This is a genomic window from Pseudomonas putida, assembly GCA_029953615.1.
GTDB lineage: Bacteria > Pseudomonadota > Gammaproteobacteria > Pseudomonadales > Pseudomonadaceae > Aquipseudomonas.
On the sequence record CP124529.1, the window covers coordinates 386,761 to 413,241 of the forward strand.

At 63.0% G+C, this 26,481-nt stretch carries 19 protein-coding genes and 2 pseudogenes; 17 read left to right on the plus strand and 4 right to left on the minus strand.

Translation table 11 applies throughout. The features are described from left to right. Positions 1–26: 26 nt before the first annotated feature. Positions 27–2,138: an elongation factor G gene (fusA, locus tag QIY50_01835; protein WGV21061.1), complete on the plus strand. Its 2,112-nt coding sequence runs from the start codon at positions 27–29 to the stop codon at positions 2,136–2,138. A 113-nt stretch (positions 2,139–2,251) separates the two neighbouring features. Here the strand turns inward: fusA and QIY50_01840 are convergent, their stop codons facing one another. From QIY50_01840 to QIY50_01850, 3 genes are all read right to left on the minus strand, one after another. Continuing rightward, entirely contained in the window at positions 2,252–3,694 is a 1,443-nt protein-coding gene (locus QIY50_01840; protein ID WGV21062.1) for a SulP family inorganic anion transporter, read from the minus strand. Positions 3,695–3,776: 82 nt separating this feature from the next. Next, positions 3,777–5,486, minus strand: coding sequence for a S8/S53 family peptidase (locus QIY50_01845; GenBank protein ID WGV21063.1), 1,710 nt, complete (start codon positions 5,484–5,486; stop codon positions 3,777–3,779). Between the two features lie 54 nt (positions 5,487–5,540). Next, positions 5,541–6,713 (minus strand): hypothetical protein, encoded by a 1,173-nt coding sequence (locus QIY50_01850; protein WGV21064.1) that lies wholly within the window; start codon positions 6,711–6,713, stop codon positions 5,541–5,543. A gap of 127 nt (positions 6,714–6,840) precedes the next feature. Here QIY50_01850 and QIY50_01855 point away from each other — a divergent pair, with 127 nt between their 5' ends. From QIY50_01855 to nuoN, 16 genes and pseudogenes are all read left to right on the plus strand, one after another. Then, a complete protein-coding gene (locus QIY50_01855) occupies positions 6,841–7,605 on the plus strand; it encodes a secretin N-terminal domain-containing protein (protein ID WGV23138.1) in 765 nt (254 codons plus the stop codon). A 489-nt stretch (positions 7,606–8,094) separates the two neighbouring features. Then, positions 8,095–9,420 carry an isocitrate lyase gene (aceA, locus tag QIY50_01860; GenBank protein WGV21065.1) on the plus strand — a complete coding sequence of 442 codons (1,326 nt, stop codon included), beginning with the start codon at positions 8,095–8,097 and terminating at the stop codon, positions 9,418–9,420. Positions 9,421–10,040: 620 nt separating this feature from the next. Beyond that, complete coding sequence (locus QIY50_01865) at positions 10,041–10,703, plus strand: lysoplasmalogenase (protein ID WGV21066.1); 663 nt, start codon at positions 10,041–10,043, stop codon at positions 10,701–10,703. 383 nt (positions 10,704–11,086) lie between these two features. After that, positions 11,087–11,500, plus strand: a complete 414-nt coding sequence (locus tag QIY50_01870) for an NADH-quinone oxidoreductase subunit A (protein ID WGV21067.1) — start codon at positions 11,087–11,089, stop codon at positions 11,498–11,500. A gap of 9 nt (positions 11,501–11,509) precedes the next feature. Next, positions 11,510–12,187 carry an NADH-quinone oxidoreductase subunit B gene (locus QIY50_01875; protein ID WGV21068.1) on the plus strand — a complete coding sequence of 226 codons (678 nt, stop codon included), beginning with the start codon at positions 11,510–11,512 and terminating at the stop codon, positions 12,185–12,187. A 78-nt stretch (positions 12,188–12,265) separates the two neighbouring features. Next, positions 12,266–14,047 carry an NADH-quinone oxidoreductase subunit C/D gene (nuoC, locus tag QIY50_01880; protein ID WGV21069.1) on the plus strand — a complete coding sequence of 594 codons (1,782 nt, stop codon included), beginning with the start codon at positions 12,266–12,268 and terminating at the stop codon, positions 14,045–14,047. A 2-nt stretch (positions 14,048–14,049) separates the two neighbouring features. Beyond that, on the plus strand, positions 14,050–14,547 hold the full coding sequence (gene nuoE / locus QIY50_01885) for an NADH-quinone oxidoreductase subunit NuoE (GenBank protein ID WGV21070.1): 498 nt from the start codon (positions 14,050–14,052) through the stop codon (positions 14,545–14,547). Further along, a complete protein-coding gene (gene nuoF, locus QIY50_01890; protein ID WGV21071.1) occupies positions 14,544–15,908 on the plus strand; it encodes an NADH-quinone oxidoreductase subunit NuoF in 1,365 nt (454 codons plus the stop codon). The genes nuoE and nuoF overlap by 4 nt, the downstream gene beginning before the upstream one ends. A 133-nt stretch (positions 15,909–16,041) precedes the next feature. Next, positions 16,042–18,759 (plus strand): annotated as a pseudogene (gene nuoG, locus QIY50_01895) (NADH-quinone oxidoreductase subunit NuoG). Next, positions 18,756–19,763 carry an NADH-quinone oxidoreductase subunit NuoH gene (gene nuoH, locus QIY50_01900; protein WGV21072.1) on the plus strand — a complete coding sequence of 336 codons (1,008 nt, stop codon included), beginning with the start codon at positions 18,756–18,758 and terminating at the stop codon, positions 19,761–19,763. The pseudogene nuoG and the gene nuoH overlap by 4 nt, the downstream one beginning before the upstream one ends. 11 nt (positions 19,764–19,774) lie before the next feature. Then, on the plus strand, positions 19,775–20,323 hold the full coding sequence (nuoI, locus tag QIY50_01905) for an NADH-quinone oxidoreductase subunit NuoI (GenBank protein WGV21073.1): 549 nt from the start codon (positions 19,775–19,777) through the stop codon (positions 20,321–20,323). Between the two features lie 10 nt (positions 20,324–20,333). Next, positions 20,334–20,834, plus strand: a complete 501-nt coding sequence (gene nuoJ / locus QIY50_01910; GenBank protein ID WGV21074.1) for an NADH-quinone oxidoreductase subunit J — start codon at positions 20,334–20,336, stop codon at positions 20,832–20,834. A gap of 3 nt (positions 20,835–20,837) precedes the next feature. After that, positions 20,838–21,146, plus strand: a complete 309-nt coding sequence (nuoK, locus tag QIY50_01915) for an NADH-quinone oxidoreductase subunit NuoK (protein ID WGV21075.1) — start codon at positions 20,838–20,840, stop codon at positions 21,144–21,146. Beyond that, complete coding sequence (nuoL, locus tag QIY50_01920; protein ID WGV21076.1) at positions 21,143–22,996, plus strand: NADH-quinone oxidoreductase subunit L; 1,854 nt, start codon at positions 21,143–21,145, stop codon at positions 22,994–22,996. The genes nuoK and nuoL overlap by 4 nt, the downstream gene beginning before the upstream one ends. A gap of 40 nt (positions 22,997–23,036) precedes the next feature. Then, a pseudogene (gene nuoM, locus QIY50_01925) lies at positions 23,037–24,570 on the plus strand (NADH-quinone oxidoreductase subunit M). 7 nt (positions 24,571–24,577) lie between these two features. After that, a complete protein-coding gene (gene nuoN, locus QIY50_01930; protein ID WGV21077.1) occupies positions 24,578–26,047 on the plus strand; it encodes an NADH-quinone oxidoreductase subunit NuoN in 1,470 nt (489 codons plus the stop codon). 79 nt (positions 26,048–26,126) lie between these two features. Here the strand turns inward: nuoN and QIY50_01935 are convergent, their stop codons facing one another. Next, complete coding sequence (locus QIY50_01935; protein WGV21078.1) at positions 26,127–26,390, minus strand: ogr/Delta-like zinc finger family protein; 264 nt, start codon at positions 26,388–26,390, stop codon at positions 26,127–26,129. Positions 26,391–26,481: the final 91 nt, after the last annotated feature.

Here is a 26,481-nt window from a genome sequence, read left to right on the forward strand (position 1 = left end):
ATCCGCTCACCCGCAGGTAGTCCGCCATGGCCCGTACAACGCCCATCGAGCTGTACCGCAATATCGGCATCGTCGCCCACGTGGATGCCGGCAAGACCACGACCACCGAGCGGATCCTGTTCTACACCGGGGTCAACCACAAGATGGGCGAAGTGCACGATGGTGCGGCGACCATGGACTGGATGGCCCAGGAGCAGGAACGCGGCATCACCATCACCTCGGCGGCGACCACCGCCTTCTGGCAGGGCTCGACCAAGCAGTTCGCCCACAAGTACCGCTTCAACATCATCGACACCCCCGGCCACGTCGACTTCACCATCGAGGTGGAGCGCTCGCTGCGCGTGCTCGATGGCGCGGTGGTGGTGTTCAGTGGCGCGGACGGGGTCGAACCACAGTCCGAGACCGTATGGCGCCAGGCCAACAAGTACCACGTGCCGCGCCTGGCCTACATCAACAAGATGGACCGCCAGGGCGCCGACTTCCTGCGCGTGGTCAAGCAGATCGACCAGCGCCTTGGCCACCACCCGGTGCCGATCCAGCTGGCCATCGGCAGCGAAGAAAACTTCCAGGGCCAGATCGACCTGGTGAAGATGAAGGCCATTTACTGGAACGATGCCGACCAGGGCACCAGCTACCGCGAAGAAGACATCCCCGCCGAGCTGCAGGCGCTGGCCGACGAATGGCGCGCGCACATGATCGAGGCGGCGGCCGAGGCTGATGACGAGCTGACCCTGAAGTTTCTCGATGGCGAGGAACTGAGCATCGAGGAGATCAAGGCCGGGCTGCGCAAACGCACCCTGAACAACGAAATCGTGCCGACCATCCTCGGCTCATCGTTCAAGAACAAAGGCGTGCCGCTGATGCTCGACGCGGTCATCGACTACCTGCCCGCCCCTTCGGAAATCCCGGCCATCCGCGGCACCGACCCGGATGACGAAGAGAAGCACCTGGAGCGCCACGCCGACGACAAAGAGCCGTTCTCGGCCCTGGCCTTCAAGATCGCCACAGACCCGTTCGTCGGCACCCTCACCTTTGCGCGGGTCTATTCCGGCGTACTCAGCTCCGGTAATGCGGTACTCAACTCGGTCAAGGGCAAGAAGGAACGTATCGGCCGCATGGTGCAGATGCACGCCAACCAGCGGGCGGAAATCAAGGACGTGTGCGCCGGCGATATCGCCGCACTGATCGGCATGAAGGACGTGACCACCGGCGATACCCTGTGCGACATGGACAAGCCGATCATCCTCGAACGCATGGACTTCCCCGACCCGGTCATTTCCGTGGCGGTGGAACCGAAGACCAAGGCCGACCAGGAAAAAATGGGCATCGCCCTGGGCAAGCTGGCCCAGGAAGACCCGTCATTCCGCGTACGCACCGACGAGGAGACCGGACAGACCATCATCTCGGGCATGGGTGAGCTGCACCTGGACATCATCGTCGATCGCATGCGCCGCGAGTTCAACGTCGAGGCCAATATCGGCAAGCCACAAGTGGCCTACCGCGAAAAAATCCGCAACACCTGCGAGATCGAAGGCCGCTTCGTCCGCCAGTCCGGCGGCCGCGGCCAGTACGGTCACTGCTGGATCCGCTTCGCCCCCGGCGACGAGGGCAAGGAAGGCCTGGAGTTCATCAACGAAATCGTCGGCGGCGTGGTGCCGCGCGAGTACATCCCGGCGATCCAGAAGGGCATCGAGGAGCAGATGAAGAACGGTGTGCTCGCCGGCTACCCGCTGATCAACCTGAAGGCGGCGGTGTATGACGGCTCGTACCACGACGTCGATTCCAACGAAATGGCCTACAAGATCGCCGCCTCGATGGCCACCAAGCAGCTGTCGCAGAAAGGTGGGGCGGTGTTGCTGGAGCCGGTGATGAAGGTGGAGGTGGTGACCCCGGAAGAGTACCAGGGTGACATCCTCGGTGACCTTAGCCGGCGCCGCGGGATGATCCAGGATGGTGACGAAACGCCGGCCGGCAAGGTGATCCGTGCCGAGGTGCCGCTGGGCGAGATGTTCGGCTACGCCACCTCGATGCGCTCGATGACCCAGGGTCGGGCCAGCTTCTCGATGGAGTTCACCCGCTATGCCGAGGCACCGGCGAGCATTGCCGATGCCATCGTCAAGAAGAACCGCGGGGAATAAATCTTTCTCCTGCGCCGGCCTCTTCGCGGGCACGCCCGCTCCCACAGGGATCGCATAGCCTCTGTGGGAGCGGGCGCGCCCGCGAAGAGGCCGGCACAGACAACAACCAACCCTCAGTGCTGCTCCCCAGCCCGCTTCAACAGCTTCTTGCAGCGCTCCGACAAATGCACGACCCGCAACTGCTTGCCCGCCCTGGCATACCGCTCACGCAAAGTCTTCAACGCAGCAATCGCCGAATAATCGACAAAGCTCAAATGCTGGCAGTCCAGGGTCACCTTGGCCGGATCATTGGCCGGGTCGAACTGGTTCAGGAACGGCGTGGTCGAGGCAAAGAACAGCGTGCCATGCACCTGGTAATGTCTGCCCCCTTCCCCATCATCGTGGCTGTCGGCATACAGCTCGCGCGCATGCTGCCAGGCAAAGTTCACCGCTGCGATGACGACACCGAACAGCACCGCCATGGCCAGGTCGGTAAACACCGTAACCACGGTCACGGCAACAATCGCCAGCACATCGCTGACCGGCACCTTGTGCAGTACCCGCAACGACGCCCAGGCAAAGGTCTGCTGCGCCACCACGAACATCACCCCGACCAGCGCCGCCAGCGGAATGCGCTCGATCAGCGGCGACAGGAACAATACGAACAGCAGCACCATCACCCCGGCCACCACGCCCGACAGCCGGCCACGGCCATTGGAGCTGAGGTTGATTACTGTCTGGCCGATCATCGCGCAACCACCCATGCCACCGCACAGCCCGGAAACCATATTGGCCGCGCCCAGCGCCACGCATTCGCGGTCCGGGTAGCCCCGGCTTTCGGTGATTTCATCGGTCAGGTTGAGCGTAAGCAGGGTTTCCAGCAGGCCGACCATGGCCATCAGCACCGCGTAAGGGATGATGATCTTCAGGGTTTCAAGATTCCACGGTACGTCCGGCAGGGCCAGGTGTGGCAGGCCACCAGCGATGTGCGCCATGTCGCCCAGGGTGCGAGTGGGCAGGCCCAGCAGGTACACCAGCAAACCAACGCTGAGGATTGCCACCAGCGCCGGCGGCACCGTACGGGTCAATTTCGGCAGCACATAAACCACCAGCATGGTCAGAGCCACGAGACCAACCATCAGGTACAGCGGCGCACCGCTGAGCCAGTGCTCACCCTGTTTGAAATGCTCCAGCTGAGCCAGGGCGATGACGATCGCCAGGCCGTTGACGAAGCCGAGCATCACCGGGTACGGCACCAACCGCACCAGCTTGCCCAGGCGCAGCAGACCGAACAGGATCATCACCATGCCGCCCAGCAGTACCGTGGCCAGCAGGTACTGCGCACCGTGCTGCACCACCAGCGCAACGATCACCACCGCCATCGAGCCGGCTGCGCCGGAAACCATCCCCGGCCGGCCACCGAACAGCGCCGTCAGGGTGCAGATGATAAACGCCCCGTACAGGCCCATCAGCGGGTTGAGATGGGCCACCAGGGCGAACGCGATGCATTCGGGCACCAAGGCGAAAGAAGTGGTCAGGCCGGCGAGCAGGTCGGCGCGGAGTCGGGCGGGTTTCATGGGGATCCTGTGGTGCAGTCCGGGGCGGACGGGAAAAACGAGGGGCGCGATGTTACGGAATTTGTCTGCCAGCAGCCACCGTTCAGCGCACCCGGTCCCGGCTTTGTATGGCCAGGTCCAGTGCCCGCTGCATGTCCAGGCGTGCCGAGCGTCCCAGGTCGGGGTGGTCCAGCCGCCCGCCGCGCTCCGAAGGCAGTATCGGCGCGGTCAGGTCTTCGGCATCCATGGCCTCGAAGTCCTGTTCGCTGCCCAGGGTCAAGGCGCTGCGCCGTAACAGCATGCGCACCTGCTGCGGGGTCAGGGCCGGGTTGATCGCCAGCATGGTCGCCACGGTGGCGGTCACCAGCGGCGTAGCATACGACGTGCCACAATGCGCCTCGGCGGCCGGCGCCGGGCGGATGCAGGCAGCCGCACTGATGTCCACACGCATGTCGATGTTGGAACTGTGGCGTTTGCGCACATGGCGCGAGTCTTCGACCGGCACCGGCCTGTCGCTGCGCTGGTGGCCACCCACCACCAGCAATTGCTCGGTGATGAACGAGGACGGCAGCCGGTACTCATCGGTGCCCGACCAGGACGCGCCATTACCGGCCGAGTTCACCACCACCACATCAGGATGCTTTGCCCTCAGCCAGAGGAAGAATTCTTCTAGCAGTTCTTCATAGCCACTCATCGCCAGCCCTGAACGTACCAGCGAATCGACCTCATCACCTTTCACGTTCTTCGCCCCGACCCGGTGAATCCCCCAGCTCCAGTTCAACACCCGTACGCCGTCTTCGACCAGGTTCACCGAGGCAGCGATGTTGGCGGTGATACCGGCATCCGAGTTGCGTTCGACAATCACCTCGAAGCCAGGACTGTGCTTGCCCAGCCCTGGCAAAAAGCCTTCATCCTGGTTCGCCAGGATACCGGCCACATGGCTGCCGTGACTGCCTGGTCGGTCACCGTCGCGAGCATACAAGCACGTCTGTGCCTGCTCGCAGCGCCCTCGGTGATGGCTGAAGCCTGGCGCGTCGAAGTCCACCTCTCGCTCGACCACCCCGACCCGCACCGGTTGCACCGGCAAGCCGGAAGCGGCAATTCGCCGCTGGTAGTAGTACAGCGCGTCCATGAAGCGGTTGGCGGCCCATTCATCCGCCTGATTGATGGCAAGTGCGTCGCGCCCGCTACCTTCCTCGCCACGCTCAGGGGCAGACTCCTCGACAATCACTGCATCCACGCTGACCTCACTGCCCATGCGCAGGATCATCGCGTCGCGTTGCACCAGGTCGCCCACTGGCAAGCGCAACTGGTAGACATTCAGCGGCGGTATGGCACCCACGACCTGGGCGCCGTACTTCCCGGCGATCCGTCGGGCTTCACCGAGGCCATCATGTTTTTCCTCGATCAAAAGGCTTACCAGGTCCACGTAGGTGGTGAGTCCGTCCATGTTCTTCGCCACTTCATCAGGCCCGGCGGCCACAACATGGCTGCGCTGACGGGTGAGCCAAACCGGGTTGCTGGTGCGCTCGCCGTCCTCCAGCCACAGCGGAGCACTGCGCAGGGCTTGTTTCGCCAATTTCAGCGTAAGCCGGTCACCTTGCCGCTCGAAATCGGCTGTCGGCAGCCGCGCACCACCGAACCAGACCGTCGGCAGCTGCGCCCCGAGCCCCTCGGCGCGCAGGCACCATCGCTGCTGGCCATCGCCAAGCAGGTCGCCGCAACGCTGCAGCTGCTTGATGCGCAACGAATCAGTTGCAGCCCCGGCACAAAGGCTGCACAGGCACAACAAAAAGATCAGAACACGCTTCATGCACTTAGCCCCACTCAATCCCTGTGCGTGCGACTGGTGGGGTAGATCAAAGGTTCAGCTGCGGCCCGCCGCCTTGTCCCGTGCAAGCCATTCAGCCATGGAAGCATCCTCAAGCGCGTACTCACCGCGATTGGCCTTCCATACCAGCTCCTTGGCACGCAGGGCATCAAGGGCCTTCTGGACGCTAGTCGTGCTGGCGTTGACTTCCGCCTGGGCCTGCTCCAGCTTACGGTTCACATCCCTCAAGGTTTGCTCGGTAAATGGCGAAAACGGCTGCCGGCCCAACGTGCACTCGGCCATAACCTCAAGCACCGCCTGTTGCAAGGCTGACAGGTCGTTCCAGGCGCTTTCGTAGTCACCCCACACGCCCGCCTGATGATTGAGCGCCCCTGTGCGCAGTAATTCACCCAGGTTGCCCGCCTCACCCAGGCCCACGCTCGCTTCGGCCAACAGCTTGTTGAGCATTTCAGGGCGGCGCCCGACCAACTCGAAAGCGTACACAAGGTCCTCGACCTTGAACTGGTTGCTGGCGGCCAGGCGCCGGTTCCACAAGTCAGTGATGAACTCGACATACTCACGCCCCAGCAACGGGAATGGCGTGATACTCGCACCATAAAACGGCTGCTTGCTCTTCAGCACCAGATTGGCCAGCTTGTCGCGACTGGAGCCAGTGAACACCAGACGCAAACCGTCCGGGCGGTCACCACGGTTGAGATGGTCACGCGCGGCTTTCAGCGCGAACATCGCATTCAGGCCATCTTCGCTGTTGAGGGCATGCTGGGCCTCGTCGATGATCAGTACCACCATCTGCCCCGACACTTGATGCAACACGGCAAGTGCCTGAGCCAAGGTAGTCCCCTCAGGCAATTGCGGGCGAGTAAAATCCCAGCTGAGGGTACGCAGTAGGTTTATCTTGTCGATACCGGCCTTTTTCGCAGCCTTGGCCAGAGCACCTTCGAAGCTACCCAGCGCAGCACCGATGGCGCCACTGATGAGTTCTGCCGGCGCGGCGTCGCGGTCCGACCACAGGTCGACGTAAACCGGTAGCCAGCCGCGCTGTACGCATTCCGGAATGAAGTCGTTGTTGAGGAAGGTGCTCTTGCCCGTACGTCGGGGCGCGGCGAGGAACATGCCCGAGCTGTAATCGACCAGCGACTCGCCGGCCAGGTCTTGGCCCAAAGCCTTGGCCAACTGATCACGCCGTAGAAGCGGGCGGATGGGTGACATGCAATTACCCTCAATTATCTTGAATGGCTATAATTTATAGCCTACAAGATAAAAGCCGATAAATCACCCACTCAGCCACATCATGGACGTGATCCAGATCCAGCAGCCAGCCGCTAAATTTGCCATCATGTCGATTCCACCTGCGGAGATCATGGACATGCCGCTACGCCCCCTGTTTGCCGCCCTGCTACTGGCGGCCAGCCTCACCGCCCAGGCCGCCACCGAGGTGCTGCCACTACAACACCGCAGCAGCGCCGAACTGCTGCCCGCCGCCCAGGCGTTCATCGGCAACGACGGCACGGTCAGCGCCTTCGAGAACAAGCTGATTGTCAATGCCAGCCCCGAGCGCATCGACGACCTGCGCACCTTGCTGCAACAGCTGGACACCGCACCCAAGCGCCTGCTGATCAGCGTCGACAACAATGACAGCAACTTCCAGGACAACCGTGGCAGCGCACGTGTCATCCACTACGGCACCAGCAACCGTGACGGTGGCATGCAACAGGTGCAGGCCAGCGAAGGCCAGCCGGCGCTGATCCAGGTTGGCCAGAGCATCCCGATCACCAGCACCAGCACCGACGGCTACGGGCGCATCCAGAGCAACACCGAATACCGCAACGTGACCCAGGGTTTCTACGTTACGCCAAGCCTGAGCGGCGATACGGTTCGTCTGCAAATAAGCACCAATAATGACCGCATCAGCCAGGAACGTGCAGATGTAGTGAAAGTGCAAAGCACCGACACGACAATCACCGGCAAGCTCGGAGAATGGATCACCCTGGCAGGCTACAACCAGCAGAGCCAAGCCGACCGTAGCGCGTCAAGCCACAGTTACAGCACCCAACGGGGTGAAAACATGACTTTGCGGGTCAAAGTCGACCTTCTCGACTGATCCCAGGCAATTCAAGGCTTCGACCAAAGGCCTTGAAACTGACTGCCAAGTCGCATTAGACCAAAGATGTAGTAAGTGAAAAAAACCACTACAAAACATTTGACAGGGTCTTTTTCCCAAGGGCATGATGGCCTCGCTCCCGCTAATCAGGGGCCCTGGCAAGGGCCTTCGAGGCGCGCTCCCCCCACCCCTGGAGGCGTCTCGTGTCTATACGGCCCACAAGGCGGTTCGACGGGATTGCGACTGCAACGAAGAAGTTGTCCCGAGGGACGGAAGCGCATCACCGCAGTACTGGCAATCGCGTAGCACCGCAGCAAGGCAACCACGAGCCGACCTGCCGGAGCACCCTTTCGCCTGGCCTGCACCCCCTTCCCCTTCGAGCCTTCGCGTTCGCCGCCGCACTCCTGCGAACAGGACAGCCGCCAGCTCCTGATCTGCTCCGAGCATCAGCACAATTACCCCAAGATCGATGCGACGAGGTTTATTTCCATGGCACTGACACGCGAACAGCAAATTGCAGCCCTCGAGAAAGACTGGGCCGAGAACCCGCGCTGGAAAGGCGTGACCCGTACCTACACCGCCGCTGATGTCGTTCGCCTGCGTGGCTCCCTGCAGCCGGAGCACACCCTGGCCCGTCTGGGTGCAGAAAAACTGTGGAAGCTGGTCACCGAAGGTGCCCACCCGTCCTTCCGCCCAGAAAAAGATTTCGTCAACTGCATGGGTGCCCTGACCGGCGGCCAGGCAGTGCAGCAGGTCAAGGCCGGCATCCAGGCCATCTACCTGTCCGGCTGGCAGGTTGCCGCCGACAACAACTCGGCCGAGTCCATGTACCCTGACCAGTCGCTGTACCCGGTCGACTCGGTACCGACCGTGGTCAAGCGCATCAACAACGCCTTCCGCCGCGCCGACCAGATCCAGTGGAAAGCCGGCAAGAACCCGGGCGACGACGGTTACATCGACTACTTCGCACCGATCGTGGCCGACGCCGAGGCCGGTTTCGGTGGCGTACTGAACGCCTACGAGCTGATGAAGAACATGATCGAAGCAGGCGCCGCCGGCGTGCACTTCGAAGACCAGCTGGCCTCGGTGAAAAAATGCGGCCACATGGGTGGCAAGGTGCTGGTACCGACCCAGGAAGCCGTACAGAAGCTGGTTGCTGCTCGCCTGGCCGCTGACGTATCGGGCGTACCGACCATCATCCTGGCCCGCACCGACGCCAACGCCGCCGACCTGCTGACCAGCGACTGCGACCCGTACGACCAGCCGTTCGTGATTGGCGAGCGCACCCGTGAAGGCTTCTACAAGGTACGCGCCGGCCTCGACCAGGCCATCGCCCGCGGCCTGGCCTACGCGCCGTACGCCGACCTGATCTGGTGTGAAACCGCCAAGCCGGACCTGGACGAAGCCCGCCGCTTCGCCGAAGCGATCAAGAAGGAATACCCGGACCAGATCCTGTCGTACAACTGCTCGCCTTCGTTCAACTGGAAGAAGAACCTGGACGACGCCACCATCGCCAAGTTCCAGCGCGAACTGTCGGCCATGGGCTACAAGCACCAGTTCATCACCCTGGCCGGCATCCACAACATGTGGCACGGCATGTTCAACCTGGCGCACGACTACGCCCGCAACGACATGACCGCCTACGTGAAGCTGCAGGAGCAGGAGTTCGCTGACGCCAACAAGGGCTACACCTTCGTGGCGCACCAGCAGGAAGTGGGCACTGGCTACTTCGACGACATGACCACTGTTATTCAGGGCGGGGCTTCGTCGGTGACTGCACTGACTGGTTCGACCGAGGAAGAGCAGTTCCACTGATAGTGGGTTGCGGTTGAAGGAAGGCCCGGGGCTTGTGAAAGCCCCGGGCCTTTGTTTTTGTCCGTACCGGCCCTTTCGCGGGTAAACCCGCTCCCACAGGGACTGCGCTGGCTTCGAGTTGCCGCCGTACCTGTGGGAGCGGGCGTGCCCGCGAAACAGGCGACGCGGTGGATGGCACCGGCGCTGCCGGTGTTCGCGGGCGTGCCCGCTCCCACAGGTACTGTGCAGGCCTTGGGGGTTGCGGGTGGATCGGGGATAACTTTCAGCATGACTCGCTCCTTTCTTTCCTGTTTGGCCGCCATCCGCCCGCTGTCAAACGGTTGGGTGGCAGCTATGCGCGGGTTGACAGACCGGTGGAAAGAAAAGAAAGACCGGCGCACGCAAGCGTGCCCACACGCATAGCTACCACAGGGAAGGGGTTAAATCCGACATGTCAGGTGTTCTGCGCCCGATTGCGTCAGGGCGGCGAGGTGTCCAGTTTGATTTTTCTGGTGTTGCGGAGATCGAGCGCCGCATACCTTTCGCCGCCCCCATGGCAGCCCTCACACAATCCAAAGGCATCACCAACAAACCCCATAATCAGGTCTATGCTTGTGGCAGCCCAGCCGCAAGGACCGCCCATGCCCCGTCCAAGCCACCTGACCACAATCGCCCTGGTCGCCGCCGCCCTCTATCTATATGCACTGGCCAGCGACAACACCCTGCTCGCCCTGCTGGCCAAACCGATCCCGGTACTGGCCCTGATCGCCTGGCTGCGTAGCGCTCCCGCCACACCTTATCGCCGCTGGATCACCCTCGGCCTGGCCTTCTCGGTACTCGGTGACATCCTGCTGGCCATCCCCGCCGACCTGTTCGTGTTCGGCCTGGTCGCATTCCTTTGTGCCCACCTGGCCTACCTGCGCGCCTACTGCGGCCAAACCTTGCGCCCCGCCCTGCCCGCATTCCTGCTCAGCGCCCTCACCGGCATCACCCTGTTCGGCGTACTCGCCAGCCACGGCCTCGGCCCATTGCTGATCCCGGTCGCAGTGTACGCCCTGGCCATCAGCGCCATGCTCTGGCGCGCACTGGCCTGCGGCGGGCTCGCAGCGCTTGGCGCCTGCCTGTTCGTGCTCTCCGACAGCCTGATCGGTATCGACCGCTTCGTCAGCCCGTTCCCCGCCGCGCCTTACCTGATTATCCTCACCTACTGGCCAGGCCAGTGGGCGATCGCTTCATCAGCCAGTCGGCGCTCAATCGGTAAAGTATTGACCCAGAGCGGGGCAAGCGGTGTCGGATGCTGCTAGAACAGGCGTTTTTCGCATTTGCAAGTAGAGGGGATCGCCAGATGAACTTTACAAGGCGCAGAACAGCCCAATTACAGGACACCAGATCAAATGATATTAATTATCATTTCGAAACTTGCAATTCGTTACCCGGCGCAAGAAACATAATTAACAAAACCGCACGCAATGCCCGAATCTCAAGGCTTTCAGCCAGTTACAAGCGGATTTTGTACTTAATCCTACGAATAAATTTGCGACAGAAATTTTACTTGCACGGGGTTTACCCATAAAATCAGCGCGATTGATTCAGCTGCGACATTTGGTCACTGCATGTGCGACACCAGGTCGCCGCTCTACACTTATTTCAGACTGCAGAGCTGGGTCTCTGTATAAGGATCTCTAGCATGTCCGATTCGGCAGGACTCATCGCCCACAACTGGGGCTTTGCCATCTTCCTCCTGGGTGTCGTCGGCCTGTGCGCCTTCATGCTCGGCCTGTCCAGCCTGCTCGGTAGCAAGGCCTGGGGCCGCGCCAAGAACGAACCCTTCGAATCCGGCATGCTGCCCGTCGGCAGCGCCCGCCTGCGCCTGTCCGCCAAATTCTATCTGGTCGCGATGCTGTTCGTGATCTTCGATATCGAAGCCCTCTTTCTCTTTGCATGGTCTGTGTCCGTCCGCGAAAGCGGCTGGACCGGATTCGTCGAAGCACTCGTTTTCATAGCAATTCTGTTGGCTGGTCTTGTCTACCTATGGCGCGTCGGGGCACTTGATTGGGCTCCCGAAGGTCGCCGCAAGCGGCAAGCGAAGCTGAAACAATGAGGCTTTGGCATGCAATACAATCTCACCAGAATCGATCCGGATGCGCCCAACGAGCAGTACCCGGTCGGTGAACGGGAAACCGTCACCGATCAACTGCTGGAGGACCAGGTCCACAAGAACATCTTCATGGGCAAGCTTGAAGATGTGCTGCGTGGCGCGGTCAACTGGGGTCGCAAGAACTCCCTCTGGCCGTACAACTTCGGCCTGTCCTGCTGCTACGTGGAAATGACCACGGCCTTCACGGCACCCCACGACATCGCCCGCTTCGGCGCCGAAGTCATCCGGGCCTCGCCGCGTCAGGCCGACTTCATGGTCATCGCCGGTACCTGCTTCGTCAAAATGGCGCCGATCATCCAGCGCCTTTACGAGCAGATGCTCGAGCCTAAATGGGTTATCTCCATGGGTTCGTGCGCCAACTCCGGCGGCATGTACGACATCTACTCGGTCGTTCAGGGGGTCGACAAGTTCCTCCCCGTGGACGTCTATGTGCCCGGCTGCCCGCCGCGCCCTGAGGCTTTCCTGCAAGGCTTGATGCTGCTGCAGGAGTCGATCGGCCAAGAACGACGCCCGCTTTCCTGGGTTGTTGGTGATCAAGGCATCTACCGTGCCGAGATGCCAGCCCAGAAGGACCTGCGTCGTGAGCAGCGCATCGCCGTAACCAACCTGCGCAGCCCCGACGAAGTCTGATCCAGCGACCTGCCGCCCGCTCCCCTGGAGCCGGCGGCCTGGCTTCATTCTTAACGTTGACCCAAAGCGACCGAGACCATGACAGCGGACAACGCTATTTTCATTCCGCCCTACAAGGCAGACGACCAGGATGTGGTCGTCGAACTGCACAACCGTTTTGGCGCCGAAGCATTCGTCGCCCAGGAAACCCGCACCGGCATGCCCGTGCTGTGGGTCAAGCGCGAGCAGCTCAAGGAAGTGCTCAGCTTCCTGCGCGGCGTGGCCAAACCGTACAGCATGCTGTACGACCTGCACGGCGTCGACGAACGCCTGCGCACCCAGCGCCGCGGCCTGCCGGCCGCCGACTTCAGCGTGTTCTACCACCTGCTGTCGATCGAGCGTAACAGCGACGTGATGATCAAGGTGTCGCTCAGCGAAGGCGACCTGAACCTGCCAAGCGTGACCGGTATCTGGCCGAACGCCAACTGGTACGAGCGCGAAGTCTGGGACATGTTCGGCATCGACTTTGCCGGCCACCCGCACCTCAGCCGCATCATGATGCCGCCCACCTGGGAAGGCCACCCGCTGCGCAAGGACTACCCGGCCCGCGCCACCGAGTTCGACCCCTACAGCCTGACCCTGGCCAAGCAGCAGCTTGAAGAGGAATCGGCACGCTTCAACCCGGAAGCCTGGGGCATGAAGCGCCAGGGCGCCAACGAGGACTACATGTTCCTCAACCTCGGCCCCAACCACCCTTCCGCCCACGGTGCCTTCCGTATCGTCCTGCAGCTGGACGGTGAAGAGATCATCGACTGCGTACCGGACATCGGCTACCACCACCGTGGCGCCGAGAAAATGGCCGAGCGCCAGTCCTGGCACAGCTTCATCCCCTACACCGACCGTATCGACTACCTCGGCGGGGTAATGAACAACCTGCCGTACGTGCTCGCCGTCGAGAAGCTGGCCGGCATCAAGGTGCCACAGAAGGTCGACACCATCCGCGTGATGCTGGCCGAGTTCTTCCGTATCACCAGCCACCTGCTGTTCCTGGGTACCTACATCCAGGACGTCGGCGCCATGACCCCGGTGTTCTTCACCTTCACCGACCGCCAGCGCGCCTATACCGTGATCGAAGCGATCACCGGTTTCCGCCTGCACCCGGCCTGGTACCGCATCGGTGGCGTCGCCCACGACCTGCCGCGCGGCTGGGACAAGCTGGTCAAGGACTTCGTCGAATGGCTGCCCAAGCGCCTCGACGAGTACGAAAAGGCCGCCCTGCAGAACAGCATCCTCAAGGGCCGTACCATCGGCGTTGCCGCTTACAACACCAAGGAAGCGCTGGCCTGGGGTACCACCGGTGCCGGCCTGCGTGCCACCGGTTGCGACTTCGACCTGCGTAAAGCGCGCCCCTACTCCGGCTACGAGAACTTCGAGTTCGAAGTACCGCTGGCCCACAACGGCGATGCCTACGATCGCTGCATGGTCCGTGTCGAGGAGATGCGCCAGAGTATCCGCATCATCGACCAGTGCCTGCGCAACATGCCGGAAGGCCCGTACAAGGCGGATCACCCGCTGACCACGCCGCCGCCGAAAGAGCGCACCCTGCAGCACATCGAAACCCTGATCACGCACTTCCTGCAAGTCTCGTGGGGCCCGGTCATGCCGGCCAACGAGTCGTTCCAGATGATCGAGGCGACCAAGGGCATCAACAGTTACTACCTGACGAGCGATGGCGGCACCATGAGCTACCGCACCCGGATCCGTACCCCGAGCTACCCGCACCTGCAGCAGATCCCTTCGGTGATCAAAGGCAGCATGGTCGCCGACCTCATTGCGTACCTGGGCAGTATCGACTTCGTTATGGCTGACGTGGACCGCTAAGCATGAACAGCACGCTTATCCAGACAGACCGTTTCGCCCTGAGCGAAACCGAGCGCTCGGCCATCGAGCACGAAATGCATCACTACGAGGACCCGCGCGCGGCGTCCATCGAAGCCCTGAAGATCGTCCAGAAGGAACGTGGCTGGGTGCCGGACGGCGCCATCCACGCCATCGGCGAAGTGCTGGGCATCCCGGCCAGCGACGTCGAAGGTGTCGCCACCTTCTACAGCCAGATCTTCCGTCAGCCGGTCGGCCGCCACATCATCCGCGTGTGCGACAGCATGGTCTGCTACATCGGCGGCCATGAGTCGGTGGTCAGCCAGATCCAGAGCGAGCTGGGCATCGGCCTCGGCCAGACCACCGCCGACGGCCGTTTCACCCTGCTGCCGGTGTGCTGCCTGGGCAACTGCGACAAGGCCCCGGCGCTGATGATCGACGACGACACCTTCGGTGACGTGCAGCCGGCTGGCGTTTCCAAACTGCTGGAGGGTTACGTATGACCATTACTTCCTTCGGCCCGGCCAACCGCATCGCGCGCACGGCCGAAACCCACCCGCTGACCTGGCGCCTGCGTGACGACGGCGAGCCGGTCTGGCTGGCCGAGTACGAGTCGAAGAACGGCTACGCTGCTGCGCGCAAGGCATTGGCGCAGATGTCCGCCGACGATATCGTGCAAAGCGTCAAGGACTCCGGCCTCAAGGGCCGTGGTGGTGCAGGCTTCCCCACCGGCGTGAAGTGGGGCCTGATGCCCAAAGACGAATCCATGAACATCCGCTACCTGCTGTGCAACGCGGACGAAATGGAGCCGAACACCTGGAAGGACCGCATGCTGATGGAGCAACAGCCCCATCTGCTGGTCGAGGGCATGCTGATCAGTGCCCGCGCCCTGAAGGCCTACCGTGGCTACATCTTCCTGCGTGGCGAATACACCACCGCAGCGAAAAACCTCAACCGCGCCATCGAGGAAGCCAAGGCCGCCGGCCTGCTGGGCAAGAACATCCTCGGCAGCGGCTTCGATTTCGAGCTGTTCGTGCACACCGGTGCCGGCCGCTACATCTGCGGTGAAGAAACCGCGCTGATCAACTCGCTGGAAGGCCGCCGCGCCAACCCGCGCTCGAAGCCGCCCTTCCCTGCCGCCGTGGGCGTGTGGGGCAAGCCGACCTGCGTGAACAACGTCGAAACCCTGTGCAACGTCCCGGCCATCGTCGCCAATGGCAACGACTGGTACAAGTCGCTGGCCCGTGAAGGCAGCGAGGACCATGGCACCAAGCTGATGGGCTTCTCCGGCAAGGTGAAGAACCCGGGCCTGTGGGAACTGCCGTTCGGCGTCACCGCCCGCGAACTGTTCGAAGACTACGCCGGCGGCATGCGCGACGGCTTCAAGCTCAAGTGCTGGCAGCCAGGCGGCGCCGGTACCGGCTTCCTGCTGCCCGAGCACCTCGACGCACAGATGTACGCCGGCGGCATCGCCAAGGTCGGCACCCGTATGGGTACTGGCCTGGCCATGGCGGTCGACGACAGCATCAACATGGTTTCGCTGCTGCGCAACATGGAAGAGTTCTTCGCCCGCGAGTCGTGCGGCTGGTGCACCCCATGCCGTGACGGCCTGCCGTGGAGCGTGAAGATGCTGCGCGCACTGGAAAAAGGCCAGGGTCGCGCCGAAGACATCGAGACGCTGCTCGGGCTGGTCAACTTCCTCGGCCCTGGCCGTACCTTCTGTGCTCACGCACCGGGTGCCGTCGAGCCGCTGGGCAGTGCCATCAAATACTTCCGGTCCGAGTTCGAGGCCGGTGTCGCGCCAGCGTCTGCTGGTGACACCCTGCGCCCCAATTTGGCGAAGCCGATCGTGGTCGGCGCATAACAAGATGATGAAGGCGGGTGGTCCGTGCCACTCGCCAGCTTGCCGGCAGGCCCGAGCGATCGAGGCGTGTCGCAAGCTCACCGATTTCCATTAGCCACGCCCGCTCACGCGGGCCAACGAAGAACTTTGAACAATGGCCACTATCCACGTAGACGGCAAAGCGCTCGAAGTCAACGGTGCAGACAACCTGTTACAGGCCTGTCTGTCACTCGGCCTCGACATCCCTTATTTCTGCTGGCACCCGGCGCTCGGTAGCGTTGGCGCCTGCCGGCAATGCGCGGTCAAGCAGTACACCGACGAAAACGACACCCGTGGTCGTATCGTCATGTCCTGCATGACCCCTGCCTCCGACGGCACCTGGATCTCCATCGACGATGAAGAGTCCAAGGCGTTCCGCGCCAGCGTCGTCGAATGGCTGATGACCAACCACCCGCACGACTGCCCGGTGTGCGAGGAAGGCGGTCACTGCCACCTGCAGGACATGACGGTAATGACCGGCCACAACGAGCGCCGCTACCGTTTCACCAAGCGTACCCACCAGAACCAGGACCTCGGCCCGTTCATCGCCCATGAGATGAACCGCTGCATCGCCTGCTACCGCTGCGTGCGCTACTACAAGGACTACGCCGGTGGTACCGACCTGGGCGTATACGGTGCTCACGACAACGTGTACTTCGGCCGCGTCGAAGACGGCGTGCTGGAAAGCGAATTCTCCGGCAACCTGACCGAGGTCTGCCCGACCGGCGTGTTCACCGACAAGACCCACTCCGAGCGCTACAACCGCAAGTGGGACATGCAGTTCGCCCCGAGCATCTGCCACGGCTGCTCCAGCGGCTGCAACATCAGCCCGGGCGAGCGCTACGGCGAACTGCGCCGGGTGGAGAACCGCTTCAACGGTTCGGTCAACCAGTACTTCCTGTGCGACCGCGGCCGCTTCGGCTATGGCTACGTCAACCGCAAGGACCGCCCACGCCAGCCACACCTGGCAGACGGCACCAAGCTGGGCCTGGACGCCGCCCTGGACAAGGCTGCCGACCTGCTGCGCGGCCGTACCATCGTCGGTATCGGCTCGCCACGCGCCAGCCTGGAAAGCAACTACGGCCTGCGTGAACTGGTCGGTGCCGAGTACTTCTACTCGGGCATGGAAGCCGGCGAACTGGCCCGCGTACGCCTGGCCCTGAACGTACTGAACAACAGCCCGCTGCCGGTTCCGACCCTGCGCGACATCGAAGACCACGACGCCGTGTTCGTGCTCGGTGAAGACCTGACCCAGACCGCTGCCCGCGTCGCCCTGGCCGTGCGCCAGGCCACCAAGGGCAAGGCCGAGGCGCAATGGCTGAAGCGATGAAAGTGCAGCCGTGGCTCGACGCCGCGGTGAAGAACATCGGCCAGCACGCGCTGTACCCGCTGTTCATCGCCTCGCTGGCTGAAACCAAGCTGGACGACGTCGCCGAGGAGTGCGTGCACGCCGCCCCGGCCGACCTGGCCCGCATCGGTTTCGCCGTGGCCCACGCCATCGACCCGAGCGCCCCGGCCGTCGAAGGCCTGGACGCCGAAGCGCAAGCCCTGGCCCAGCGCATCGCCGACGCCCTGGTCGCGGCCAAGCGCCCACTGGTCGTAGCCGGTACCTCGCTGGCCGACCCGGCGCTGATCGAAGCTGCCGCCAACATCGCCAAGGCGCTGAAGCTGCGCGAGAAGAACGGCTCGCTGAGCCTGGTGGTGCCTGAAGCCAACAGCCTCGGCCTGGCCATGCTCGGTGGCGAGTCGGTCGATGCCGCGCTGGACGCGGTCATCAGCGGCAAGGCCGACGCCATCGTCGTGCTGGAAAATCGACCTGTACACCCGCGTACCGGCTACCAAGGTCGACGCTGCCCTGGCTGCGGCCAAGGTCGTGATCGTTGCCGACCACTCGAAAACCCCGACTATCGACCGCGCCCACCTGGTGCTGCCAGCGGCCTCGTTCGCCGAAGGCGACGGTACCCTGGTCAGCCAGGAAGGCCGTGCCCAGCGCTTCTTCCAGGTGTTCGACCCGCAATACCTGGACAGCAGCATCCTGATCCACGAAGGCTGGCGCTGGATGCACGCGCTGCGTGCCACCCTGCTGAACAAGCCGGTCGACTGGACCCAGCTGGACCACGTCACCAGCGCCTGCGCCGAAGCCGTTCCGCAACTGGCCGGCATCGTCAACGCCGCACCAAGCGCCGCGTTCCGCATCAAGGGCCTGAAGCTGGCCCGCGAGCCGCTGCGCTACTCCGGCCGTACCGCCATGCGCGCCAACATCAGCGTGCACGAGCCGCGCACCCCGCAAGACAAGGACACCGCGTTCGCCTTCTCCATGGAAGGCTACTCGGGTTCGGCCGAACCGCGCCAGCAGGTGCCGTTCGCCTGGTCGCCGGGCTGGAACTCGCCACAAGCCTGGAACAAGTTCCAGGACGAGGTCGGTGGCCACCTGCGTGCCGGTGACCCAGGCGTGCGCCTGATCGAATCGCAAGGCGACCGCCTGCACTGGTTCAACGCCATTCCGGGTGCCTTCAACCCGGCACGTGGCACCTGGACTGCCGTGCCGTTCTTCCACCTGTTCGGCAGCGAAGAAAGCTCCTCGCGCGCCGCCCCGGTGCAACAGCGCATCCCGGCAGCCTACGTGGCCCTGGCCAAGTCCGAAGCCGACCGCCTGGGCGTCAACGACGGTGCCCTGCTGAGCCTGAACGTGGCCGGTGTGGCCCTGCGCCTGCCGCTGCGTATCAATGAAGAGCTGGGCGCTGGCCTGGTCGCGTTGCCGAAAGGCCTGGCTGGCATTCCGCCTGCCATCTTCGGTGCATCCGTCGAAGGTCTGCAGGAGGCAGCACAATGAGCTGGTTCACCCCCGAAGTGATCGATGTGATCCTCACCGTGCTGCGGGCCATCGTGGTCCTGCTGGCGGTGGTGGTCTGCGGTGCGCTGCTCAGCTTCGTCGAGCGTCGCCTGCTAGGCTGGTGGCAGGACCGTTACGGTCCGAACCGCGTCGGCCCGTTCGGCATGTTCCAGATCGCTGCCGACATGCTGAAGATGTTCTTCAAGGAAGACTGGAACCCGCCCTTCGTCGACCGTGTGATCTTCACCCTGGCACCGGTAGTGGCCATGAGCGCCCTGCTGATCGCCTTCGTGGTCATCCCGATCACCCCGACCTGGGGCGTCGCCGACCTGAACATCGGCCTGCTGTTCTTCTTCGCCATGGCCGGCCTGTCGGTCTACGCGGTGCTGTTCGCCGGCTGGTCGTCGAACAACAAGTACGCCCTGCTGGGCAGCTTGCGTGCCTCGGCGCAGACCGTGTCGTACGAAGTGTTCCTGGGCCTGGCGCTGATGGGCGTGGTGGTGCAGGTGGGCTCGTTCAACATGCGCGACATCGTTGAATACCAGGCGCAGAACCTGTGGTTCATCATTCCGCAGTTCTTCGGCTTCTGCACCTTCTTCATCGCTGGCGTCGCCGTGACTCACCGTCACCCGTTCGACCAGCCGGAAGCGGAACAGGAACTGGCCGACGGCTACCACATCGAGTATGCCGGCATGAAATGGGGCATGTTCTTCGTCGGTGAGTACATCGGCATCATCCTCATCTCGGCGCTGCTGGTAACCCTGTTCTTCGGCGGCTGGCACGGCCCGTTCGGCATCCTGCCGCAACTGTCGTTCCTGTGGTTCGCCCTGAAGACCGCGTTCTTCATCATGCTGTTCATCCTGCTGCGCGCCTCGATCCCGCGCCCACGCTATGACCAGGTGATGGACTTCAGCTGGAAGTTCTGCCTGCCGCTGACCCTGATCAATTTGCTGGTGACCGCTGCGATCGTGCTCTACAACACGCCAGCCGTCGCGGCCCAGTGAGGATTTGACCCATGTTCAAGTATATCGGCGACATCGTTAAGGGCACCGGCACCCAGCTGCGCAGCCTGGCAATGGTGTTCTCCCACGGGTTCCGCAAGCGCGACACCCTGCAGTACCCCGAAGAACCCGTGTACCTGCCGCCGCGCTACCGCGGCCGCATCGTCCTCACCCGCGACCCCGATGGCGAGGAGCGCTGCGTAGCGTGCAACCTCTGCGCGGTGGCCTGCCCGGTCGGCTGCATCTCGCTGCAGAAGGCCGAGACCGAGGACGGCCGCTGGTACCCGGAGTTCTTCCGCATCAACTTCTCGCGCTGCATCTTCTGCGGCCTGTGTGAAGAAGCGTGCCCGACCACCGCGATCCAGCTGACTCCGGATTTCGAAATGGCCGAGTTCAAGCGTCAGGACCTGGTGTACGAGAAAGAAGATCTGCTGATCTCCGGCCCCGGCAAGAACCCTGACTACAACTTCTACCGTGTTGCGGGTATGGCAATCGCTGGCAAGCCGAAGGGTTCTGCACAGAACGAAGCCGAGCCGATCAACGTGAAGAGCTTGCTCCCATAAGGACAGAAAGATGGAATTCGCTTTCTACTTCGCATCCGGGATCGCCGTGGTCTCCACCCTTCGGGTGGTAACCGGCACCAACCCCGTGCACGCCTTGCTTTACCTGATCATTTCGCTGATTTCCGTGGCCATGATCTTCTTCTCCCTGGGTGCGCCGTTCGCCGGTGCCCTGGAAGTGATCGCCTACGCCGGCGCCATCATGGTGCTGTTCGTGTTCGTGGTGATGATGCTCAACCTGGGGCCGGCCTCGGTCGCCCAGGAACGCGGCTGGCTCAAGCCCGGTATCTGGGCCGGGCCGGTGATCCTCGGCGCCCTGCTGCTGGCAGAGCTGCTGTACGTGCTGTTCGTCACCCCGAGTGGCGCCGGCATCAGCGGTACCACCGTGGGCCCGAAAGCCGTCGGCATCAGCCTGTTCGGCCCCTACCTGCTGGTGGTCGAACTGGCGTCGATGCTGCTGCTGGCAGCAGCCGTCACCGCCTTCCACCTGGGCCGCAACGAGGCGAAGGAGTAAATCATGGGTGCTATCCCTCTCGAGCATGGTCTGGCAGTCGCCGGCATCCTGTTCTGCTTAGGTCTGGTTGGCCTGATGGTCCGCCGCAACATCCTCTTCGTGCTCATGAGCCTGGAAGTCATGATGAACGCCTCTGCCCTGGCGTTCGTCGTCGCCGGTGCCCGTTGGGTCCAGCCCGACGGCCAGGTGATGTTCATTCTGGTGATCAGCCTGGCAGCCGCCGAGGCCAGTATTGGCCTGGCCATCCTGCTGCAGCTGTATCGCCGCTTCCACACTCTCGACATCGATGCTGCCAGTGAGATGCGCGGATGAACCTTCTCTTCCTGACTTTCGTCTTCCCCCTCGTCGGCTTCCTGCTGCTGTCGTTCTCGCGCGGGCGGTTCTCGGAGAACCTGTCCGCCCTGATCGGCGTCGGCTCGGTAGGCCTGTCGGCGGCCACGGCCGCCTACGTCATCTGGCAATTCAACGTCGCCCCGCCTGAGGGCGGCGCGTACAGCCAGCTGCTGTGGCAGTGGATGTCGGTGGACGGCTTCGCGCCGAACTTCACCCTGTACCTGGACGGCTTGTCGGTCACCATGCTCGGCGTGGTCACCGGTGTCGGCTTCCTGATCCACCTGTTCGCTTCCTGGTACATGCGTGGCGAAGCCGGTTACTCGCGCTTCTTCTCGTACACCAACCTGTTCATCGCCAGCATGCTGTTCCTGGTGCTGGGCGATAACCTGCTGTTCATCTACTTCGGCTGGGAAGGCGTGGGCCTGTGCTCGTACCTGTTGATCGGTTTCTACTACAGCAACCGCAACAACGGTAACGCAGCACTCAAGGCGTTCATCGTCACCCGTATCGGCGACGTGTTCATGGCCATCGGCCTGTTCATCCTGTTCGCCCAGCTGGGTACCCTGAACGTGCAGGAACTGCTGGTTCTGGCACCGCAGAAGTTCCAGGCTGGCGACACCTGGATGGTGCTGGCAACCCTGATGCTGCTGGGTGGCGCGGTCGGTAAATCGGCTCAGCTGCCACTGCAGACCTGGCTGGCCGACGCGATGGCGGGCCCAACCCCGGTTTCGGCACTGATCCACGCGGCAACCATGGTGACCGCGGGCGTGTACCTGATCGCCCGTACCAACGGCCTGTTCCTGCTGGCGCCGGACATCCTGCACCTGGTCGGTGTGGTCGGTGGCGTGACCCTGGTACTGGCCGGCTTCGCCGCGCTGGTGCAGACCGACATCAAGCGTATCCTCGCCTACTCGACCATGAGCCAGATCGGCTACATGTTCCTGGCCCTGGGCGTTGGCGCCTGGGACGCGGCGATCTTCCACCTGATGACCCACGCCTTCTTCAAGGCCCTGCTGTTCCTTGCCTCCGGTGCGGTGATCGTTGCCTGCCACCACGAGCAGGACATCTTCAAGATGGGCGGCCTGTGGAAGAAACTGCCGCTGGCCTACGCCAGCTTCGTGGTCGGTGGTGCTGCCCTGGCCGCCCTGCCGATCGTGACCGTGGGCTTCTACTCCAAGGACGAGATCCTCTGGGAAGCCTTCGCCAGCGGCAACACCGGCCTGCTGTATGCCGGCCTGGTCGGCGCGTTCATGACCTCGCTGTACACCTTCCGCCTGATCTTCATCGCCTTCCACGGCGAAGCCAAGACCGAAGCCCACGCGGGCCACGGCATCAGCCACTGGCTGCCGCTGGGCGTGCTGATCGTGCTGTCGACCTTCGTCGGCGCCTGGATCACCCCGCCGCTGGCAGGCGTGCTGCCGGAAAGCGCCGGCCACGCCGGTGGCGAAGCCAAGCACGCGCTGGAGATCACCTCGGGTGCCATCGCCATCGCCGGTATCCTGCTGTCGGCCCTGCTGTTCCTGGGCAAGCGCCGCTTCGTCAGCGCCGTGGCCAACAGTGGTATCGGCCGTGTCCTGTCGGCCTGGTGGTTCGCTGCCTGGGGCTTCGACTGGATCTACGACAAGCTCTTCGTCAAACCGTACCTGCTGATCAGCCATATCCTGCGCAAGGACCCGGTTGACCGCACCATCGGCCTGATTCCTCGGATGGCGCGTGGCGGCCACGTTGCCATGAGCAAGACCGAGACTGGCCAGCTGCGCTGGTACACCGCCTCTATCGCCGTAGGTGCCGTGCTGGTGCTCGGTGCCGTGGTAGTGGCTGCGGTATGACTATGAATCTTGCGACTTTGCCAAAGGAAACCAACCCGTCATGATTTTGCCTTGGCTGATCCTGATCCCCTTCATCGGCGGCTTCCTGTGCTGGCTGGGTGAGCGCTTCGGCGCCACCCTGCCGCGCTGGATCGCGCTGCTGACCATGTCCCTGCTGCTCGGCATCGGCCTGTGGCTGTGGGCTAACGGCGACTACACCCTCGCCCCTGCTCCGGGCGCCGAGCCGGCCTGGGCCCTGGAATTACAAGGTCCAGTGGATCCAGCGCTTCGGCATCAGCATCCACCTGGCCCTCGACGGCCTGTCGCTGCTGATGATCCTGCTCACCGGCCTGCTCGGTGTGCTATCGGTACTGTGCTCCTGGAAAGAAATCCAGCGCCACGTCGGCTTCTTCCACCTCAACCTGATGTGGATTCTCGGCGGCGTGGTCGGTGTGTTCCTGGCCCTGGACCTGTTCCTGTTCTTCTTCTTCTGGGAAATGATGCTGGTGCCGATGTACTTCCTCATCGCGCTCTGGGGTCACAGCTCGTCGGACGGCAAGAAGACCCGGATCTACGCGGCGACCAAGTTCTTCATCTTCACCCAGGCCAGCGGCCTGATCATGCTGGTGGCGATCCTCGGCCTGGTACTGGTCAACTACACCAACACCGGCGTGATCACCTTCAACTACAGCGACCTGCTCAAGGCCGAACTGCCAGCCGGTACCGAGTACCTGCTGATGCTGGGCTTTTTCATCGCCTTCGCGGTGAAGCTGCCGGTGGTGCCGTTCCACTCCTGGTTGCCTGACGCTCACGCCCAGGCACCGACCGCAGGCTCCGTGGACCTGGCAGGTATCTTGCTGAAGACTGCGGCCTACGGCCTACTGCGCTTCGCTCTGCCGCTGTTCCCGAACGCCTCGGCCGAGTTCGCGCCAATTGCCATGACCCTGGGCCTGATCGGTATCTTCTACGGTGCCTTCCTGGCCTTCGCGCAAACCGACATCAAGCGCCTGGTGGCCTTCTCCAGCGTCTCGCACATGGGCTTCGTGCTGATCGGTATCTACTCCGGCAGCCAGCAGGCCCTGCAAGGCGCGGTGATCCAGATGCTGGCCCACGGCCTGTCCGCTGCTGCGCTGTTCATCCTGGCCGGCCAGCTGTACGAGCGCCTGCACACCCGTGACATGCGCGAAATGGGTGGCCTGTGGCACCGCATCGCCTACCTGCCGGCCATCAGCCTGTTCTTCGCCGCTGCCTCCCTGGGCCTGCCCGGTACCGGCAACTTCGTCGGCGAATTCCTGATCCTGATCGGCAGCTTCGCCAGCGTGCCGTGGATCACCGTGATCGCCACCACTGGCCTGGTGTTCGGTTCGGTGTACTCGCTGATCATGATCCACCGCGCCTACTTCGGCCCGGCCAAGACCGACACTGTGCTGGCCGGCATGGACGGTCGCGAGCTGATCATGGTCCTGGGTCTGGCGGTACTGCTGATCCTGCTGGGCGTGTATCCGCAGCCGTTCCTCGACACCTCTGCCGCCACCATGAGTGGTGTGCAGCAGTGGCTCGGTTCCGCTTTCACTCAACTCGCTTCGGCCCGGTAAGAGCGCTATGGAATTCACCACTCAACACTTCATCGCATTGGCGCCGATGCTGATCACCACCATCACCACAGTGGTGGTGATGCTGGCGATCGCCTGGAAGCGCAACCACTCGCAGACCTTCCTGCTATCCACCGTGGGCCTCAACCTGGCTCTGCTGTCGATCCTGCCGGCGCTGAAGGTTGCGCCGCTGGCGGTCACTTCGCTGGTCACCATCGACAAGTTCGCCTGCCTGTACATGGCGATCATGCTGGTGGCGACGCTGGCTTGCGTCACCCTCGCCCACGCCTACCTCGGCGAAGGCTCCAAGGGCTTCCCGGGCAACCGTGAAGAACTCTACCTGCTGCTGCTGATGTCGGCCCTCGGTGGCCTGGTGCTGGTCAGCGCCAACCACCTGGCCGGCCTGTTCATCGGCCTGGAGCTGCTGTCGGTACCGGTCTACGGCCTGGTGGCGTATGCCTTCTTCAACAAGCGCTCGCTGGAAGCCGGCATCAAGTACATGGTGCTGTCGGCTGCAGGCTCGGCCTTCCTGCTGTTCGGCATGGCCCTGCTGTACGCCGACGCCGGCAGCCTCACCTTCGACCAGATCGGCAAGGCCCTGGCCGCTACCAGCATGCCAAGCCTGCTGGCCCAGCTGGGCCTCGCCATGATGCTGGTCGGTCTGGCCTTCAAGCTGTCGCTGGTACCGTTCCACCTGTGGACCCCGGACGTTTACGAAGGCGCCCCGGCGCCGGTCGCCGCGTTCCTGGCCACCGCCAGCAAGGTCGCGGTGTTCGCCGTGGTCGTGCGCCTGTTCATGCTCTCTCCTGCTGCCAGCAGCGGCGTGCTGAGCACCGTACTGGCAGTGATTGCCGTGGCCTCGATCCTGATCGGCAACCTGCTGGCACTGACCCAGAGCAACCTCAAGCGCCTGCTCGGTTACTCGTCCATCGCCCACTTCGGCTACCTGGTCATCGCCCTGGTCGCCAGCAAGGGGCTGGCCCTGGAAGCCATGGGTGTGTACCTGGTCACCTACGTGATCACCAGCCTGGGCGCCTTCGGCGTCATCACCCTGATGTCCTCGCCTTACGGCGGCCGTGACGCCGATGCGCTGTACGAATACCGTGGCCTGTTCTGGCGTCGTCCGTACCTGACCGCGGTACTGACCGTGATGATGCTGTCGCTGGCAGGTATTCCGCTGACCGCGGGCTTCATCGGCAAGTTCTACATCATCGCCACCGGCGTCGAGTCGCACCTGTGGTGGCTGGTCGGTGCGCTGGTGATCGGTAGCGCCATCGGTGTTTACTACTATCTGCGCGTCATGGTCACCCTGTATCTGGTCGAGCCGAACCTGCGTCGCCACGACGCCCCGCTGAAGTGGGAGCAGCGCACCGGCGGCGTCATGCTGCTGGCCATCGCCATTCTTGCCTTCGTGCTGGGTGTGTATCCGCAACCGCTGCTGGAAATGGTCCAGCAAGCTGGCCTGCAACTGATCGGCTGATCGCCCCGGCAAAACAAAACACCCCGCTAATGCGGGGTGTTTTTTTATCTGCGCGCTTTGTATCCGTAGGCATGAACGCTCATTCGCCGGGGTTGCCCTGCACGGCGCCCGGCAGCGCTGCCTTGCGCAAATCACCATTGGCCGAAGGCAGGTACACTTCCGGGTTTGGCATGCCGCTGGGCGAGAGTTCATGGGTCATTTCGAACTCGGCGCGCACAGACCAGCCACAGGCCTCGGTGGTGCATTGCAAATAGGCAATACGCAGGAAAATATGGCGCCCTTCACTGGTGCGTATACGCATCCGGCTGTGGCAATGCGGGCAAACCAGTTTGTATGTACTCACGGCAAGTACCTGCAAGCATTGTTCAGGCTTACCTTCTGTGAGAATGGTCGTCCAATTTTGTCAGTATTAGCTGCATATGTAGGTGTATTCT